Origin of the sequence: Bacillus sp. OV322 (genome assembly GCF_900112495.1) — a bacterium.
Taxonomy (GTDB): Bacteria; Bacillota; Bacilli; order Bacillales; family DSM-1321; genus Peribacillus.
The window spans coordinates 845019-862415 of sequence record NZ_FOMA01000001.1 but is presented as its reverse complement, the minus strand read 5'-3'; the positions used below and the strand labels follow the sequence as shown (position 1 = coordinate 862415).

The 17397-nt window shown below is 38.3% G+C and carries 18 protein-coding genes; 3 read left to right on the top strand and 15 right to left on the bottom strand.

Going from position 1 to position 17397, the window contains the following annotated elements; all coding sequences use genetic code 11:
* Window positions 1-91 precede the first annotated feature (91 nt).
* Window positions 92-715: a transcriptional repressor LexA gene (gene lexA, locus BM126_RS04260; RefSeq protein ID WP_071350650.1), complete on the top strand. Its 624-nt coding sequence runs from the start codon at window positions 92-94 to the stop codon at window positions 713-715.
* Between the two features lie 237 nt (window positions 716-952).
* On the opposite strand, the gene BM126_RS04255 is transcribed toward lexA, so the two are convergent.
* The 5 genes from BM126_RS04255 to BM126_RS04235 all read right to left on the bottom strand — a co-directional run bounded on the left by BM126_RS04255 (window position 953) and on the right by BM126_RS04235 (window position 6025).
* The gene (locus tag BM126_RS04255) at window positions 953-1375 is read right to left on the bottom strand and encodes a sporulation protein (protein ID WP_256212965.1); all 423 of its coding nucleotides are present in this window, start codon (window positions 1373-1375) and stop codon (window positions 953-955) included.
* Between the two features lie 16 nt (window positions 1376-1391).
* A complete protein-coding gene (locus tag BM126_RS04250) occupies window positions 1392-1520 on the bottom strand; it encodes an FbpB family small basic protein (protein ID WP_090988275.1) in 129 nt (42 codons plus the stop codon).
* An 822-nt stretch (window positions 1521-2342) separates the two neighbouring features.
* Window positions 2343-3413, bottom strand: a complete 1071-nt coding sequence (locus tag BM126_RS04245) for a Ger(x)C family spore germination protein (RefSeq protein ID WP_090988273.1) — start codon at window positions 3411-3413, stop codon at window positions 2343-2345.
* A complete protein-coding gene (locus tag BM126_RS04240; protein WP_177201298.1) occupies window positions 3414-4535 on the bottom strand; it encodes a GerAB/ArcD/ProY family transporter in 1122 nt (373 codons plus the stop codon).
* A complete protein-coding gene (locus BM126_RS04235) occupies window positions 4532-6025 on the bottom strand; it encodes a spore germination protein (RefSeq protein ID WP_090988272.1) in 1494 nt (497 codons plus the stop codon). Before BM126_RS04235 ends, BM126_RS04240 begins: the two co-directional genes overlap by 4 nt.
* A gap of 149 nt (window positions 6026-6174) precedes the next feature.
* Here BM126_RS04235 and BM126_RS04230 point away from each other — a divergent pair, with 149 nt between their 5' ends.
* Entirely contained in the window at window positions 6175-7269 is a 1095-nt protein-coding gene (locus tag BM126_RS04230; protein ID WP_090988270.1) for an L-dopachrome tautomerase-related protein, read from the top strand.
* On the opposite strand, the gene BM126_RS23225 is transcribed toward BM126_RS04230, so the two are convergent.
* From BM126_RS23225 to BM126_RS04200, 6 genes are all read right to left on the bottom strand, one after another.
* Window positions 7168-7665 carry a transposase gene (locus BM126_RS23225; RefSeq protein ID WP_177201297.1) on the bottom strand — a complete coding sequence of 166 codons (498 nt, stop codon included), beginning with the start codon at window positions 7663-7665 and terminating at the stop codon, window positions 7168-7170. The genes BM126_RS04230 and BM126_RS23225 overlap by 102 nt on opposite strands.
* Before the next feature lie 460 nt (window positions 7666-8125).
* Window positions 8126-8425: a spore coat protein gene (locus tag BM126_RS04220; RefSeq protein WP_090988267.1), complete on the bottom strand. Its 300-nt coding sequence runs from the start codon at window positions 8423-8425 to the stop codon at window positions 8126-8128.
* Window positions 8422-8637 (bottom strand): hypothetical protein, encoded by a 216-nt coding sequence (locus BM126_RS04215; RefSeq protein ID WP_090988265.1) that lies wholly within the window; start codon window positions 8635-8637, stop codon window positions 8422-8424. The genes BM126_RS04220 and BM126_RS04215 overlap by 4 nt, the downstream gene beginning before the upstream one ends.
* A 17-nt stretch (window positions 8638-8654) precedes the next feature.
* Window positions 8655-9791 (bottom strand): zinc-dependent alcohol dehydrogenase, encoded by a 1137-nt coding sequence (locus BM126_RS04210; protein WP_071350658.1) that lies wholly within the window; start codon window positions 9789-9791, stop codon window positions 8655-8657.
* Window positions 9792-9809: 18 nt separating this feature from the next.
* Window positions 9810-10178, bottom strand: a complete 369-nt coding sequence (locus tag BM126_RS04205) for a spore coat protein (protein ID WP_090988263.1) — start codon at window positions 10176-10178, stop codon at window positions 9810-9812.
* The gene (locus BM126_RS04200) at window positions 10175-10441 is read right to left on the bottom strand and encodes a spore gernimation protein GerQ (RefSeq protein ID WP_090988261.1); all 267 of its coding nucleotides are present in this window, start codon (window positions 10439-10441) and stop codon (window positions 10175-10177) included. Before BM126_RS04200 ends, BM126_RS04205 begins: the two co-directional genes overlap by 4 nt.
* A gap of 267 nt (window positions 10442-10708) precedes the next feature.
* Here BM126_RS04200 and BM126_RS21850 point away from each other — a divergent pair, with 267 nt between their 5' ends.
* The gene (locus tag BM126_RS21850) at window positions 10709-10843 is read left to right on the top strand and encodes a helix-turn-helix domain-containing protein (protein WP_141770024.1); all 135 of its coding nucleotides are present in this window, start codon (window positions 10709-10711) and stop codon (window positions 10841-10843) included.
* Window positions 10844-11572: 729 nt separating this feature from the next.
* On the opposite strand, the gene BM126_RS04195 is transcribed toward BM126_RS21850, so the two are convergent.
* The 4 genes from BM126_RS04195 to BM126_RS04180 are packed head-to-tail and all read right to left on the bottom strand — an operon-like array spanning window position 11573 to window position 17144.
* Window positions 11573-14875 (bottom strand): DEAD/DEAH box helicase, encoded by a 3303-nt coding sequence (locus BM126_RS04195; protein ID WP_090988259.1) that lies wholly within the window; start codon window positions 14873-14875, stop codon window positions 11573-11575.
* A 12-nt stretch (window positions 14876-14887) separates the two neighbouring features.
* Complete coding sequence (locus BM126_RS04190; RefSeq protein ID WP_090988258.1) at window positions 14888-15514, bottom strand: hypothetical protein; 627 nt, start codon at window positions 15512-15514, stop codon at window positions 14888-14890.
* Window positions 15515-15525: 11 nt separating this feature from the next.
* Window positions 15526-16086, bottom strand: coding sequence for a hypothetical protein (locus tag BM126_RS04185; protein WP_090988257.1), 561 nt, complete (start codon window positions 16084-16086; stop codon window positions 15526-15528).
* 11 nt (window positions 16087-16097) lie between these two features.
* The gene (locus BM126_RS04180) at window positions 16098-17144 is read right to left on the bottom strand and encodes a hypothetical protein (RefSeq protein ID WP_090988256.1); all 1047 of its coding nucleotides are present in this window, start codon (window positions 17142-17144) and stop codon (window positions 16098-16100) included.
* Window positions 17145-17397 lie beyond the last annotated feature (253 nt).

The window sequence follows — 17397 nt, the reverse complement described above, 5'->3', positions numbered from 1 at the left end:
GTTTTTAGTCAACAAAAATTCGAACTTATGTTTGTATCCCTTAAAACAGCATGTTATAATGAGACAAAGGATTTTGAGAAGAGGTGTGCATATGACAAAACTTTCTAAACGACAGCAGGATATTTTAGAATTCATTAAAGATGAGGTCCGCAAAAAAGGATATCCGCCTTCCGTACGGGAAATTGGCGAAGCAGTCGGTTTGGCATCCAGTTCGACTGTCCACGGGCACTTATCACGCCTGGAAAGCAAAGGATTAATCCGCAGAGACCCGACTAAGCCAAGGGCTATTGAAATATTGGAAATGGAAGAAAGCAGCAGCATTCCAAGCAGCAAGGTTGTGAACGTTCCTCTCTTGGGAAAGGTAACAGCAGGATTGCCGATTACGGCTGTTGAAAATATTGAAGAATATTTTCCGCTTCCTGAAAGCATGGCCTCACATGATGAACAGGTATTTATGCTTGAAATTATGGGTGAAAGCATGATCGAAGCAGGAATACTAGATGGAGACTACGTTATCGTAAAACAGCAGAGCACTGCAAACAACGGAGATATCGTTGTTGCTATGACTGAAGAAAACGAGGCTACTGTTAAACGATTTTTTAAGGAAAAGGATTTTGTACGTCTTCAGCCTGAAAACTCTTCGATGGACCCTATCATTTTGAGAAATGTAGCTATATTAGGGAAAGTCATTGGCCTTTATAGAAATATCCATTAAGAGCGCATGCTATTGCGCTTTTTTTTTAATATATGCTGATATATTCATAGATAGAATTTCCTTTTTATAAAAAACATTACTTCCTCCCCCGTTCCATATGCTTTTTGGATGGTTCAGGTTATTGACCCGGCTTTTATATTAGCAAAAAAACACCACAGCCTTTAAGAGACGTGTGGTGCCTGCACTGTACTGTTAAAATGGCTTCAAGTGGCAATAATCTATTAAACTATTTAATTGTTATCCGATTATCTTGATCCCGTCTTGATCTTTGCTTTCTATTCCTTCATCAAAAATCAGCCTCGTCCTGAAAAAGTGAGATGTAGTTTGATCCGATGGGTCTATAGAGAACGGAAGCCTAAACACAAATGGAAGATTATGTATACTTCCTGGTTCTATTATTCGTGAAGTTAAAATAGTCGAAGAATCAATGATTTTCTGTTTTTTTTCATTCTTATTAACCTGGTTAAAGCTGCATTCAATTCGCTTGAGCTGCTGCTCTATCGTGCCTCCTTTGATTACAAATTCTCCATATACCAGCTCTTCCATCTTATATGTGTTTTTTTCTAATACTAGATCAATATTTGCTGCACCAATACCTAACATAGACATATATTTTCTTAAGATCATGAACATCCATTCCTTTGTTTGTTTTTTTAACAAGTCTTTTGTCGCCTTATTAATATTTCATTTTTAAATATTTATCCTCTAATCTTTTTTCTATTTTTTCATTCATCACTTTATCTTTCATCAGTTCCCTTTTATTTTTTTCCACTAATTCCCTCATGGAAAGTTTCCTTTTTTTCATTTGGACACCCCTTTTTTTTCTTTGAATGTCACCCTTAGGATTTATTCTGTTTTACTTATTAACAACAGAAAAAGCCTTTACCATTATAATGGTAAAGGCTTTTTCTCATAAATAAAGACCTTTACCAAATTGGCAAAGGTCTCGCTAACAGCATCAAGCTGCCAGCAAAGCCGGGAAAGAATTCCGTAATGACGACTTTACTGTAAAAGCTACTCCCCTTCAGGAGAACGATTCATTTAATTATTTTAAGCTTACTATATTTAATAGTTACTGTCAATGTATACCCACTGAATAACAGTTGCATCCAATCAGCCATAATCAGTTTTTCTACATAGGCAGGACTGGTGATTTTAAAGTTTGTAAAATCAGCTTCTTAAATATATCATGTTTTTGATACTGCATGAGTATTTAATACCGATCAGCGCTGTAAAAAAAACCAGCAGCAGCCAAACATGAATCATTGAATACTGTTTATGTGCCTTTAAGTTGTGCCCGCTCAAGGATGTATCAATGTATACTTTCTTATACCTGCTCTGCCATACATATACCTCCCTCTTGCTTGTTTTTAAGAATTGTTCTTCTGTATACTTTTTCTTTTTCTATTATTAAATCACTTCTCTGGTTCTTCCAAGGCATATCATGCCAAAGATTTCACATGGTCATTTCTAAGCCAACATATGAAAAATAGGCATATCAAAAAAGGCACATGAAATTTGGTAGTCGAGATCAATTCGGTGTGGTACTCGTTTTTTCTATTATTGTTTAATCTCTCTTTTGCTCCAAATAAAAAAGCTGGCTCCTTAAGTGTAAAGCTTATTAAAATTACAAACTTAGCGGTTCTATTTTCACCGAGTATTTCACATGAACCTTCATTTTTCCATATTTTTCCAGCCATACACTTCGTGTCATTGGATGAACCAAAGGAGAGAGCGTATGGGCCCCTACTTCCAGCGGTTCTATCTTTAACCTTTGTGTTTCCTTTACAAGCGTCTCGGTTTCTCGTTGAAAATAAGACTCGATATCGTGGATCATCCTATTCATTTCAGTTCGGCTGAGTATGTTTCGGTGTCCTCGGTATTCATCAATTCTTCCCTTTAGCTTAACATGAATGGTTAACGTTTTGAATTGATCATCGGCCTGCATAAGAACCTTTGAGCGTACCTGACCCAAGGACACATTGAGATGCGGGATGGGAAGATTCTTTAAATAGTGGTCATTGGCAATGAGCTGAAACATTTGGTCTTCCCTTTTATTAAAGGAACCCACATACTTATTTTCTTTAAATAAAGCAGTTCCTTCATACGTAAAATTATCTTTGTCTGCCTTAAATAACGGAAGCACTGGATCCGAATAAGGAGAGTAGACCTTTTCCATAAATTCATGCAAATTGACGATGCTCATTTCCCCTTGATTTCTTCTTTCATAATGCCGGAACATCCGGTAAAGGTTGTAATCCAGATTCTTCTCCACTTTGCTTTCGCTTTCTAAAAAATCTTCAAAGCTTCCTTTGACCAGTACAAGAAAAAGACGCGGAGATACATCAGGATCGGTAAGGATCGTATCAATTATCGAGATGATTTCTTTTTTTGCCAGTTTTTCATTAATGATCAGCATGCGGAGTTGGCCATTCTTCAATTCCCGATAAAACTTCAGGTTAAATTCTTTTTTCCCCTGCTTTAATAAATCCACATTCAGTGTAAACAGCTTTTTTTTCTCATTAGTAACCGGAGGGACGAGGGTCGTTATTTTCATTTTGCCTCCTTCACCTTTATTCAGGGACCAAAACGTGACAGGAGCAATCTCCTCAACAGTATTGTCTTCAACAAAAGGTGATGAACAGCCGCCTGAAAAAACGAGGAGGAGGATACAAAGGATGGATAAAAGAATCTTCATCTAAGGCTGCCCCCTTTTCCTTTTTATTGCAATGGCAAGTACTGAAGGAACCAAAAGGTAGGTAATTGCACCCAGCCATAGCTGAAGTGTTACCCATACATTTAATTCCTGTCCTTCCCTCCAGAACCAACCATTAATGACTATCATACAAATAAAAACGGCAATAATACTGCCTAAAAAGCCCTTGCGATTCGTATCGATATTTATTCTTCCTGAAACGATTCTTAATGCTCCATACAAACATAATAGAAAAAGGGCAATAATATAGAGAAAATAAATCATGTTTAGAGAAATTAATATAAGATCCACCCTTTCAAAAATGGGTGACTGAAGATAGCGGATCATGTTCACAACCGGAAAACTAATCTTCTCCAAGTATGTTGAACCATAATATAGAAGACAAGCCACAAACAGAACAAGATATTCAAAGACTGACAGTGCATTGCCTATACTCATTCCCCTTAAAATCTTTTCCTTAGGGCCGATCCAGGGGCCGAGGCAAACTAAATACTCAGGTCCAGATAGGGCAGACCAAATCATCAACAGTCCATACCATGAAGGAAGTGAACCCGCCGCAGGCACCAACGGATACAAATGATGAGTTTCGGCAATCGGCGGCAAAAAATATGGAATATAGACAAGAACCACCCATATCGTGGCAAAAAAACAGATGATGGACAAGCGAATCGTTTTCTCCATCCCTTGACAAGCGATATAAAACCCGGACGCCATCAAGAAGAAAATAAGCCAGCTCGTCTTCATCGAGGGAAACATAAATTGGTGGACAATTTCGACATACCCCAATGTGGTCACAATCACTTTAATTAAAATGAAAAAAAACCCAAGAAGTGCAAAGAATCGGATAAGCTTTTCGCCAAATAGTTGGACAAAGCCGCGATAACCTAGAACAAAATAATTTGATGTTAAATATTTGGACAAAATCAAAAGATTGATCTGTGAAAGAATACCCACTCCAAGGATCCCTGCCATCATATAAGGATGGACCAAATGTTTGGGCAAAATTAATACATAGTACAGCATTTGCATCCGGTTCACCATGGCAAAGATATAACCGCTCCCCATAACAGCAGTTCTATCAAACAAGCGGAATCTGCTGCTCATTCGCTCCCCTCCCCTTTAGAAACCCGCCATTTTTTTACCGTCTTCAAATATTCCGGCCGCAGCTTTGCCCATGGCAATGGTGCGCGAACAAAAAGATCTTTCCAATCTCTCCAGTAAAGCGGAGCAACCGGTGCAAAAAATGGCTGTTTTAAGGAAGAAAGACCATTCAGATGAGCGAGCAGAAGAATCAATCCAAAGGCAATCCCCAAGATCCCCAGAATTGATGCAAGAATAAGAATCAAAAATTGAAGAACGGTAGTTGCTTTTGTGACTAAATAATTCGGCACTAAAAATGATGCAATCGCCGAGATTCCCACGAGAACAATCAACACTTTGCTGGCAAATCCCGCTTCGACAGCAGCTTGTCCGATAACAATACCACCAATCACTCCAATAGTTTGACTCGTTTTTGTCGGCATCCGTAAACTCGCTTCTTTAATAATTTCAATGATAACCAACATGATTACTGATTCCCAAAATGGGGTGAATGGCAGTTTGGTCCGTGATTCCGTGAGTACATACAGAATCTGGAGCGGAATCATCTGATAATGATGACTAGTTAATGCGACATAAAGAGGAATCAAAGTGATGGCTATAAAAAAACTAAAATAACGAAGGATTCGTAAAAAACTCGCAATCACCCAGCGATGAACATAATCTTCAGGAGATTGAAACAGATGAAAAAAGGTAATGGGGGCGATGAGTGCAAAAGGTGTATCATTTATCAAAATAATGATCTTTCCAAGCCCCAGTGAATAGGCGCATGAGTCCGGCCGATCCGTCTGCATAAACTGCGGAAACAAACTGTGCGTATGATCATCCATAAAAGCGGAAAGATTGGATGCCTCCAAAATCAAGTCAAAGTTAACTTTAGAAATACTTTTCCGTGCAATTTCGACGATATCTGGATTGGCAATTCCTTCAATATAAAGCATCTGAACCTGGGTTTTGGTATTCGAACCCGCCTGGAATTTTTCTGCTTTCAGCTCAGTAACAGGCAGACGCCGACGGATCATGAATATATTCTGCTCAATCCTTTCCGTAAAGCTGTCTTTTGGCCCGTACATTATTGTCTCAACTTCTGAATTTTCGATTGCTCGGCTGAGCGAATTCTCCAGTTTCACCGCCCACCATTCATTATTTTCTTGATCATGGATGAGAACAGCACCAAACATCATTTGTTCTTTGGCTTCTTCTATTGAATAGAATCTTAAAACGCTACAGGTGGATATACCCTGAATAAACGGCTGATCCCGGGTCAGGAGAAGTGGCTGAATAACCGCCTCGTTGAGTCTCTCCTTGTCAATTAACGTTTGTATGTAAACAAGCGAAAAAGAAGCACCGTTGTTTGTTTTCCTCTGTACGATTTTGGCATCATCCATTTTCGCTATTACATTTTTCAGTAATTCAAGTGTCACATCTTGAGTATTCCAGTTCTTCTCTTCATTTTTTTTTTGATTGGCTGCTGCACTTTTCTTTTTACTGAACATCAATACATACCACCTGACCGAATACCTTAATAATAGTTTCTGCCTTTATTATGTTCAGAGGAATTGATTTTAACCAAAGAAAAAGCAAGTGCTCCGTCAATGTTTTTTGCCTAGCACAAGAAAAACTGCATTCAAATCGGATGAGGGGAATGAATTTTATGCTGCCAATGGAAAAATATTTCGGTAAGTTTGAACTTGTTCATTCATTTTATGGGGCTATGCCTACAGGCGTTACCGTGTCAGAAACCGGGCGTATTTTCGTGTGCTTCCCGAAATGGGGAGATGACGTAAAATTTACGGTGGCGGAAATTGCAGGGGAACAATTGCAGCCCTATCCAAATTTAGAAACAAATTTGGCTAACCCGGCAAACGTTGCTATGTCATTTATTAGTGTCCAAAGTGTAGTGGCTGATGGAAGGGGAACACTTTGGGTATTGGATACAGCAGCGCCCAATTTTTCTGAACCAATTAAAGGGGGGGCAAAACTGGTCGCCGTTAATTTAAAAACAAATACAATCAGAAATGTGTACACCTTTACAGAAGAAGTAATCCTGCCAACCACATATTTGAATGATGTTCGCTTTGATTTTCGCGTAGGAAAAGCCGGTTATGCCTATATTACTGATTCATCCTCCAAAGGCCCAGGAGGGATCATTGTTGTGGATTTAGCAACTGGAAAAGCATTCAGACGGTTAAGCGGAACTCCACCTACATCTCCCGATTCCTATCTTATGCCAAAAGTAGAAGGCAACATACTGATGAATAGAAATAAAGACGGCTCCATATCTCCCTTCCGACTGGCGTCTGATGGTATCGCGATATCTGCAGATGGTAGGACATTATTTTTTTGTCCATTAACTAGCCGTTATCTGTTCTCCATTTCAACAGAAGCCCTGAGAGACAGAACAATACCGGAGAAGGACTTACTTTCCCGAGTGGAGTATAGGGGAGAAAAAGGTGCATCTGACGGAATGATCACGGGAGCAAAAGGAAACGTCTATGCAGGGGATTATGAAAACAACAGCATACGAAAGATCATGCCGAACGGAAACATGGAAACCATTGCACATGACCCGCGGATTTTATGGCCGGATACGTTTTCGATTGGTCCGGATAAATACTTATATTTCATTGTGAACCAATTACACCGGCAGGCCCGCTTTCATTATGGAAGGGACCTGAGAGAAAAGCCGTATAGTTTGCTTCGTATAAACATAGATGAATTGCCTGCTCCTGCATACTGACAATTTAATAAAGGGCGGGGACAAAACGGTTCCAATCAGATGTTTTTCTGGTTGGAACCCTTTATGCGCTAAAGTCCACACTTCTATGGACTTTTTGGTGTTCATGGCGGTGTAGTTTATCAAGTTCCTCGCCATGAAGGCGAATTCTAATTCGTTTTCATCCTTATCTTTCCCCCTCACGGTTATTCGGCTGAAACGAAATTTAGCCTTTTGATTTGCAAAAGCTGGTTCCACGTCCGTTTTTCTTTGAGCGTAGATCGAGCCTATTTTTTCTTCCAAAAACTGCTGCTTAACCTTATTCTTTTGTTGTTCCCTCTTCTCGTTATAATAGATTTTACGGTTCTTCCCATCTTTCGCTTTTGGGCTTGTGGAGTCATCATCTTCCTTGTTCTCCAAAATGGCTCCGGGTACCCGTTCTTCTTGAAACTCTTTTAGTTCTCTTTACGATAGGTATTATAGGTAATGAGGTGTCCGTTTCCGATTCTCCAAGACATCCGCGTAGTTTTCTTCGCTTCCATACCCCGCATCCGCGACAATATACTTTGGGAGTTTCAAAGTAGTTCTTTTGAATGTAATTCAAAAATGGACTCAATATACGTGGGTGGCATTGAAATAAACCGTAAGCGAACGTAAACTGACCTTGTGTTGCAATCTGAAGATTATAACCGGCCTTAAGTTGTCCATTTTTCATGTAATCATTATTCATTTGCAAAACGCCGTATCAGGATCCGTTCGGATAACTGTTACATTCCTTGAAGGTTTTCATATCAAATTAAAAATAAAAAGAGGGCCGTCGCATACTTACCTGCGACGGCCTCTCTTATTTACTGGGTTTTGTCCCAGCCTCTTACATGTTCTATAGTGTTGGCAAATTCAAAGCGGTCTGCATATTTGTCAAGTTTAATTGGATTTGCTCGTTCGTATCCCAAGCGTGATACCATCCTTTTTCCACTATATAACCGGAAACTTGTTCATGCATCTCAATAGCTTCTTCCAGATGCCGAGTTAACATTTCTTTGACTTCAGGTGTTCCTGCTTCCGTAACAGCCATGGCGTAATTTCTAACTCCGCTTTTTGCTGCAATCAATAAATCCATCGCAACAATCTGGTCGGAAAGTGCATCCATTCCTGTTAAGTTTTCAATGAATGAATTCAATTGTATTCAGCTCCTAATGATTGCTTTGCATTAGATAAAACAGAGGTATATTCTTCTAACTGTCTGGTGGAAAGATCAATGTCTTGCTGCATAATTTCCTTTAGCCTTGAGTCACCAACCAGCGCTTTCATTGTTTTAGATTTGGTTAAACAATTTGTTTTAAAAGCAGCCATTTCCTGAACCTCAAGAACTTCATGTAGGGCATAGTTCATTTTTCAATCCTCCTTCCTTAAGGTTTCAAGACGACTTTTATACAATCATCTGTTTTGGTGTCAAAAATCTCATAGCCGCGCTTTGCTTCACTGAGCGGCAGGACATGGCTGACCACATCTCCCGGATCAATCTTTCCTGTAGAAACCAGTTCAAACATATAAGGCATATAGTGAATAACAGGTGCTTGTCCTGAGCGAATATTTACATTGCGGTTCATAACATCTCCAAATGGAAATCCGTTATATTTCCCAGCATAAACGCCGGTTACCTGGATATTGCCGCCTTTTCGGACGCACTGGGTCGCCATGATAAATGCACCCAATGCACCACTGTGAAGTTTTAATCCGCTGGCAAGAAACTCCATATCGGTCATTTTTCCGTCCATACCAACAGCATCAATGACTACATCCGCACCGCCCTTGGTGATTTCCTTCAAGTATTCTCCACAATTTTTATGATCTTCAAAGTTCACAATTTCAACTTTGTTTGTCCGTTTTGCATGTTGCAGGCGGTAATTCACATAATCGACTGCAATCACCCGCTTTGCTCCTTTTAGCCAGCAAAACTTTTGTGCAAAAAGTCCCACGGGACCGCATCCCAAAACGATAACGGTATCCCCGCCCTTTACGCCCGCATTATCAACACTCCAAAAACCAGTGGTCATCGCATCCGCAATAACCGCTAACTTTTCATCAGGTTCCTCGCAGGTCTCCGGGATTTTAAAATGAGTAAAGTTGGCAAAAGGAACTCTCAAATATTCCGCTTGCCCGCCTGGGTAACCGCCAGTTGTTCCGGAATATCCGAAATAGGCTCCCATATCTCCATTATCATTTGAATTGTCGCATTGACTTTCCAAATTGTCTTTACAGAAACGGCATTCACCGCACGCGATGTTAAATGGAATGATTACACGGTCTCCCTTTTTAACTTTAGTCACTTCAGGACCAACCTCTTCAACGATTCCCATCGGTTCATGTCCAATGATATAGTTCTCTTGCAGGTTAGGGATCATACCATGAATTAAATGCAAATCAGACCCACATATCGCTGTACTGGTTACTTTGATAATCATGTCATCTGGTTTTTCAATCTTAGGGGCTGGCACTTCTTTTACAACAACATTTTTTATCCCTTGATACGTTACTGCCTTCATACTATATAACCTCCAGTGTTAATGTTCATCAGGTGTCCGATCGAACATGCCCTTTCGATTGGTTTCAACAGGAAACAGGTTCATTTTGCCAATCTTAATCGTATTGTTGGCCGAAAGCTGATCCAATTGATACTGTTCTGTTAGTTCGTAAGGATGGAACCATTTTTTCTCGATCATTAAATCAGATATTTCCTGATGCATTGCAATGCCCTGCATCAATTGTTTTTTTAATGTAGCTCGAACATCAGGTGATGCAGATTCGGTTAATGCCACAGCTATGTTGCGAACGCCTTCCTTGGCACGAAGAAGAAAGTCCATCGCAAAAGTGGTGTCTGCTAGTTCAGGCATATGCAGCGAATTTATCGGGTCCAAATAATCATTATTCACTGTATGGTTCCTTCCTTTCCATTAATAATGGGGGTTGGGCGATTTTGAGGAACAGGAGCTTGAAAAGGTGCTCTTTCATAGAGCGACTGCAATTCAGTCAGATCTTGTATCGATTGTGTAACATCTTTTTTCATTAAGTTCCTAAGATCATCATCAAAGGCAAGTCCTTGCATTAATTTAGACTTAGCGATACAAAGCGTTTTAAAGTTAATGGCCTCATGCAAATCCAATGACTCATGGGCAGCCAAATGTTGTTGATTCATTTTGATTCCCCTCCTTTTTTATCCTAAATACATTTTGTATTGTTCCAAACATATGATTAAGTATGCTAAAAATATTTCTTACAAAGAACAAATTTTTATAAGGCGAGTAAATTCAACCTGAAAAACCGCTTTATCACCTGGTACATAAAGATAAAGTGAATTTTTCATTTTTTGACTAAATCACATTATTAGTATTATTTTGATTTCATCCATGTTTATAATCATAGAAAAAAGAGATGAAAAGTTTCAGGTGGTTACAATGAGAAAATGGTTATTACAATTACGATAGAAAAAAACATGTTTCCGGGAGAAGTCGCATCCGCTGCTTTTATCGACAGGAGCTATTACTCCCAAATTGAATCAGGAAAAAGGATCCAAGCACAGAAATCTCCAAAAGACTGACTAAGCTTTGATACGGCACGGCTTTACTCGAACTATATTAATGAGCCTTTTAATGAAGTTCTATCCTCCTCAGCTGTATCCATTGCCCATTGCGATTTGCAGCTACGGTACATAAGGACCTTTAATCCTCTTCTGATTACGAGGCGCCCAGTTTTATACTGGAAAAGAGAGATGATGCATTAATCTACCATTCAGGCTCCAATAGAATAAGAGACCAAAAAATTTGCTCTCTTGCATGACATATTCTCTTAACACACCTGTTAGCATTACTAAAGTAAATTATGTTTGGCTTGTTAAATAAATTAAAATCATTAAATATTAGTGGTCAAAATGTGGTCAGTTAGCATTTAGATTAATAAAACTGACCTCCAAAACAACAAACAAAAACCCCTTAACATAAATGGTGTCAAGGGGTTTAGGTATTAATACATGCTCATATACTGTTCGCGTTCCCAAGGATGAACTTGTGTGCGGAACAGATCTTTTACAGCTAACAAAGAAAATACAACTCATTAAAACCTTGATATACTGCGATTTCTAAACAAATACCTAGAATAAATAATAATTAAATAAAACCTCTTGATGGGCAAGTGGCGGGCAACTATATGGGCAAAACCTTAGTATTGAATGGTAAGTCCGCGTTAGCTTTACCACGCATTTATTGTAAAAATTATATGGTAATTAAACAATTATCTGATGAACAAAGTGATATGATAGCTAGCTCCTTTTTTAGGCTTCCTCTATTAAGGCTAACTCACCTTCAAGCACGTCTTCTTCTTTTAGGATCGCCCCGTGATCAGTGATATATTGAGCGATTTTGTGCAAAATATGCGATTCCCCATATGACTGTAAATAACGCAGCGACCCAATGATAAGCAAATCATTTTTTACGCGGGACAAAGCGACATTTAGTCGTGCTTCATCCGAGAAATAAGGGGTTTTACGCAACGACCTCGTCATACAGAAGATTACCAGTTCTGCCTCATCGCCTTGATAAGCATCAATCGTATTTACCGCAATATTTCCTTGCGTCCAATCGACACCTTCTTTACGCAAAGCTTCACGAATACAGCGCATTTGGCCACGGTATGGACAAATAACTGCAATTTTCTCTTGCATTGGAAGTTTGGCTCGAACTTGTTTTACAAGCTTTGCTACAAGTTGGGCTTCATACACATTTGTTACTGCCGAATCCTTAGTGCTTTCGCGGTATTTCATTTCATCTGACAAATCTAAAATGTTTAAATGCCGGTTAAAATATTTTGTAGGACGCTCTTCTGTTCCTTGTCCGTTTAAGAGCTGTCCTTCATAAAAGAATTTACTAATCATTGAACCGATAACTGCTGGCATGCGATATTGTGTATTCAGCATCTGCTTATTGGTATCTGGACAGTTTTCATACAAACGCTTAAATAGGCTTGTAGCAAATAAATCATCTACACAGTAAGATCGGTTTTCAAGTTCAATTTTTTCTGTATCATAAAGAGCTGGATGTACAACTGGCGGAAGTTGCTTGTGGTCACCAATCAATACTACCTTTTTTGCTTTGTTTAACGGAATAAGCAGCTCAGCAGGTAATGCTTTTCCTGCCTCGTCAATGATAACTAAATCAAATTCAACACGATCAAGCCCTATCTTTCTCTGCATTAATCCTAAGCAAGTTGCACCGACAATCTGATGATTTTTTACCAGCAATTCTCCCATAATTGGATTTGCACGGTCTTGCCCACAGCCAATTAGAGATTTCCATTTCGTTAAAAACTCAGCTTGAGGACCTATTTCTTCTTTTTGGGCAATTTTTTCTACATAAGCGTTGTATTTTGTGTCAAAGCTGATAAATGTAAGTTGAGAATCGATTTTATCTACATTGCCGCAACGGATCATTTGATCCTCATATTGTTTACCGAAGCCTTTTAAAACATTATCAATCGCTACATTTGCCTGAGATACAATTAAAATGCGAGCAGATGGGTATCTCTCTAAATATTGTGCCATCAACTCACGAATGACTGTCGTTTTGCCTGTGCCTGGCGGTCCCTGTACTAAGTAAATATTTTCTTCCTGTAATGCTTGCTCAACTGCTTCTTTTTGAGCTAGATTTTCAGTGAGTCGTTCATTCTTGAAATTTATTTCTTCTACTATGGCTTTTTGAGACTCAATATTTTTGCTGTTTAAAGTATATGATTGAAGCTGTCCATTGACAAGCTGCCCACTGCGAAATGTGTTCAAAGCATTCAGTTGCTGTATCTCTGGATAGCAAAAGTTTTTCACGTACACTTTTAGTTGGGATGTTGGTATTACGAGAGATGATGCTTCAGTGTAAATACGGAGATTTTGTACTGTTTCATCAAATTCAACCGACATGTATTGGTTCTTATTAACTTCTACAATAAATTCAACCATGCCTGTTAACTCCAGATCAGTTAACCTCTGGCGTACTTCTTCTGCATTTAATAATTCGTACTCATGTGCAAATAGGGGTGCATTAGGCAACCTATAACTATGTGCCGTTTCACTTAAATCACAAATTACTTCTTTCCCCTTAGATAAGTACTGAACTAGCTTTTCTGTTACTTCCGTCCATTTTGTAAAAAAACTAAGACCTTCCATGCTTGCATTCAGCTGCTGCTGAATTTTAAACTCTTTAAACAGCATGATACTTAAGTCAAGCATGTGCTCATAAGCACTTTCTGACAAAAGCTCAATGTCTTGTTCTTCCACCATTTCAAATTCTGCATCCATGACAACAAAAACATCTTCAGGCTTAAAGCTATCTTCTAAAGGCAACATACCCTCGAAGTAAAAATAACTTCTTGCCCCTTCAATAAAACGCACTGCAAATATGAGCTTGTCCCCCAGCTGCAATTTAATGAGTGATGATGTTTCATCGATCGGGCCGATTTTCCATTCATCCGCTTCATTTGAAAATCCGTTTTCTTCAAGAAACGTGATAAATTCCTCGGTTCCTTGCGCGGAGAAAACGATGGGTAGGGTATCGAACTGAAATGACTTTAAGCTGTCTTGATAATTCTCAGTTACAAAGACCGGATGATACAAAGCGAAATCCCAATTGGTAGGATAAACACGTAATTTTGCCCCAATCGGAGGTACCTTGCGTGGATTCTCCAAGTTTTTACGATGCAGTTTCAGAGTTACACCCTTATAATCAAGTAGGATAAGCTTTTTCTCAGTATGCTCTTTAACCATTGCTTCAACACCAATTTTTGACTGGTTGATTGCAATATGTTTTAAAGATCCCTTACCAATGCTTAGGTCATATGAATAAGTCGTTCTATTAAATTCAGTAACGATGACTGGCACTACTGCCTCGTCATCAAGGGGCTGTAAAAGTTCTTTGTCCGTTGCATCGTACTTTATAGAAATGAAATGCCTTGAGTGGTGCTGAAGGAGTGATTCTTCTAATAGGTTTTTCTTAAAAAATAATAGTTTTCCGATATAAGGGTAGTCTTCTGGCAGTTTTAAAGAAAATAATAAATCTTCTTCTTCGACTTGACTACGTCGATATCTCAGCTGTTTTTCATATTGCTTTAAATATTGTACATATCCGTACGCTTTATTTTTCGCTTCGTTCAATTCGCGTTCTAAATGTTCCATCGCTTCTTGGCGTAAGATAGTTTTTTGAGTTCTTCTTAATGTACGTAATCGATTAAGCCCCTCTTCAATTTCTTTACGAATGCCTTCTGTTATTTTTATTTGTTCATGAGCTAACGTAATATATCGTTCGATATGCCTTTCGGATTGAGCTTGACGATCAGCAAAGTACTGTTTACGCGCTGACACAATGCGTTCGTCACGAGATTCCAAGAATGTCGATTCATCAATTTCGAATTGCTCCAGAATTTTTTGTAATCTATTTTGTCGGTCACGCTCAAGACTCGCTAAGTCATCCTGCATTTCTTTTTGAAGTATTTTTTGTTCAGCAGTTAATTCACCATAGATGAATGAAGCAACAGCCGAACCAATACCAATTGTAGCAAGCGCGCCTATTACAATGGGAACAAGTGGTATCATATTTTCACCCCATTAATAATCTAGTTGCTTATTCATCGTGATCTGTGATTGAGGCTGGTTTAAATATTGAATTGATGTATTCAATGATTGAATACAATTTTGCATATCATTTGTCATATTTGCAGGTGTAACAGGTAATACAACGCCTGCAAACATTGCAGCATAATACTGTTTATACATTTCCATTACTGTTTCAAGAATAGATTGTTGCATATCTAACATACGCATTTTTGTTTCGTGATCTTTCTGGATTTGCAAGCGCTTCGTTTCCTCTGATTCTTTTAGTTCATGGATGCTTACATCAAGTTCCTTTAACTTTATCTCTGAATCAATTCTATATTTTTCTACTTCCTTTTCCATTTCTTTAATCTCTTTTTGGAGCGTGGTTTGGTATTTCCCTAAGTCTCTTTCGAGTTCAATTTGCTTACTATCTAAATTGATTTTAGCTAAGTGCGTTTCTTTTCTTGCCGTAATAATCGTTTCAATTAAACTCGACGTACTTTCAATGACGTCAATACCTTTTTGTAAGTAATCCATTTTCTCGCCATGCGTTTTTTTGTTGCTTTCTTTTTTTGTTTCCTTTTCTGCCTTTGACACTTTTTCAGCAACTTTTTTTATGTTTTCAATATTTAAGCCCATTATTTTTCTCCTTAATATAGTGTTTTCACAAGCTGGTTTACTTGCTTTTGGATTTTACGATATTCCTCAAATAATTCTTGTTTCCTCACCTTATCTTCTTCTGTCAGCGTATCTAAATATTGACCTGCTTTATCTAAAATCCCCAGAAGGTTATGCAGGGTGTCATTTACGACTTCTATCAGCTTTTTATTTTGTTCATATATGGATGCATCCTCTGAATACTGTGTTTCAAGCTTTTGTGCATATGCTTGCAGTTCAAACTTTAACTGTTTTTGTTCAGTCCGCAATTCCTCTTCTATTCGTTGTTGAAGTAATAAAAGCTTTTCTTCGTAATTTTGTTGTTGTATTTCAACTATACGGTCATTATGTGCTCTGGCATTTTCTACTTGCTCGTGTAGATAATCAGTTTGTTTTTTAGCTTCATTGTAAGAAACTATGTTGCCAACAAGCTCCATAACATTTAATCCTGTTTCTAAAGCAAGTTGAGGGATATTTTGCTGTCCTGCTGCTCGTATTATACCGCTCCCCCGGTTTGCCATATGGCCTAAAAACCTAAATGCTACGTTACTCATTTTACTCCTCCTTATGCAAGAAACCATGAAGATAATGGAGTTGTCCGCATCATTATATCCCCTTGCTTAAATTCAATTTCAAAGCCAGGCGGAATATCAATATCCTCAGGAAGCTGTTCAATATTCAATTGATCAGGCACATTGGTCTGTTCCCATTTCAATTTATACACTTGATTGGAAATACTATAATCGTCGTAAGACGATACGATATTTCCTGTCAGTTGCTCATAATAAAATGTTGGCAGTACAGCCTCAGTTGCAACTAGAATTTCTTGTAATTCGAGTATTTCTTCTGCTTTTTCTGAAAGAAGCGATGAATCAAATTGCTTTAATTGCTTCAATGTCGGCCAAACGTGGCGGTATTCTTCCAACAAAGGGTGATGTAGTTTAATTGTAATGGGGATAATCCCTGTTTGAATCGCCATATCGAATGATTCCAAGAATTCCTTCTCAAGCGTTTGAACCGGTACTTCTTTAATAGATGCACCATAGTATTGTGTACGCGGATCACAATCAATCCAAACTTGTATGCTTTCAAGCTCTTCTTTTGATAAATCATAACTATTTGGATGGGTGAAGCAGACATGCTCCACAAAAAATGCATGGCTATTACTGAAATTTTTGTTTTGGAGGAGCTCTTTAACAACTTTTACTTTTAACCTCGGCATGCATTCATCTGCTTTAAACAATCGGGCACCTCCCCCAATCACTTTTCCATTAAAAGCGTTAACAAGCACTTTCCGTGATTCTTCATTTAGGTCATCTACAAGACTCATAAGTTTTAGATAACGTTGTCCTATCTTTGTTAAATTATAATTACCATCATCTTCTTCAAAGAACCCCCATCCCTGCAAGCGATATACCTCTTCCAAGATAATATATGATCTCAACTCTGTTACTTCTTCTACCGCAGCAATTGTTTTTCCACTCCCAAGCATTTGAAAAACGAACTTTGTAAAAGGATCAAAATCAATTAACCTTTCTGAGGTAATACGCATTGTTGCTTCAAATACAGGGAAATATATCGGGAATTCCTCTACTGTCTGTATATAATCCATATCGTGACCTTCAATCTGATTATTGTAATAGTAAGGGGTTAAAATAGATTTAGATATTTTTTATTCGAATATTAACTCACATATATTTTTCCTATTAAAACACAAATTAACAAGACTATTATACGATAGTTTTCCCACTTTTCACTTTTATTTCCACGACAAATATCGACATTAACTTAAAAGTTTTCTTTTTACTGTTTCCTAATAAAGTTGAACTCTTTATACTTAAGAAGAACACTTACACAAACAAACA

Bases quoted from the DNA above. Each gene is read 5' to 3' on its own strand.
- BM126_RS04185 (WP_090988257.1), bottom strand. From the start codon at position 16,086: ATGAGTAACGTAGCATTTAGGTTTTTAGGCCATATGGCAAACCGGGGG.
- BM126_RS04195 (WP_090988259.1), bottom strand. From the start codon at position 14,875: ATGATACCACTTGTTCCCATTGTAATAGGCGCGCTTGCTACAATTGGT.
- BM126_RS04230 (WP_090988270.1), top strand. From the start codon at position 6,175: ATGAATTTTATGCTGCCAATGGAAAAATATTTCGGTAAGTTTGAACTT.
- BM126_RS04215 (WP_090988265.1), bottom strand. From the start codon at position 8,637: ATGAACTATGCCCTACATGAAGTTCTTGAGGTTCAGGAAATGGCTGCT.
- BM126_RS04180 (WP_090988256.1), bottom strand. From the start codon at position 17,144: ATGGATTATATACAGACAGTAGAGGAATTCCCGATATATTTCCCTGTA.
- BM126_RS04240 (WP_177201298.1), bottom strand. From the start codon at position 4,535: ATGAGCAGCAGATTCCGCTTGTTTGATAGAACTGCTGTTATGGGGAGC.
- BM126_RS04190 (WP_090988258.1), bottom strand. From the start codon at position 15,514: ATGGGCTTAAATATTGAAAACATAAAAAAAGTTGCTGAAAAAGTGTCA.
- BM126_RS04245 (WP_090988273.1), bottom strand. From the start codon at position 3,413: ATGAAGATTCTTTTATCCATCCTTTGTATCCTCCTCCTCGTTTTTTCA.
- BM126_RS04210 (WP_071350658.1), bottom strand. From the start codon at position 9,791: ATGAAGGCAGTAACGTATCAAGGGATAAAAAATGTTGTTGTAAAAGAA.
- lexA (WP_071350650.1), top strand. From the start codon at position 92: ATGACAAAACTTTCTAAACGACAGCAGGATATTTTAGAATTCATTAAA.
- BM126_RS04235 (WP_090988272.1), bottom strand. From the start codon at position 6,025: ATGTTCAGTAAAAAGAAAAGTGCAGCAGCCAATCAAAAAAAAAATGAA.
- BM126_RS04200 (WP_090988261.1), bottom strand. From the start codon at position 10,441: ATGAATCAACAACATTTGGCTGCCCATGAGTCATTGGATTTGCATGAG.
- BM126_RS21850 (WP_141770024.1), top strand. From the start codon at position 10,709: ATGGTTATTACAATTACGATAGAAAAAAACATGTTTCCGGGAGAAGTC.
- BM126_RS04250 (WP_090988275.1), bottom strand. From the start codon at position 1,520: ATGAAAAAAAGGAAACTTTCCATGAGGGAATTAGTGGAAAAAAATAAA.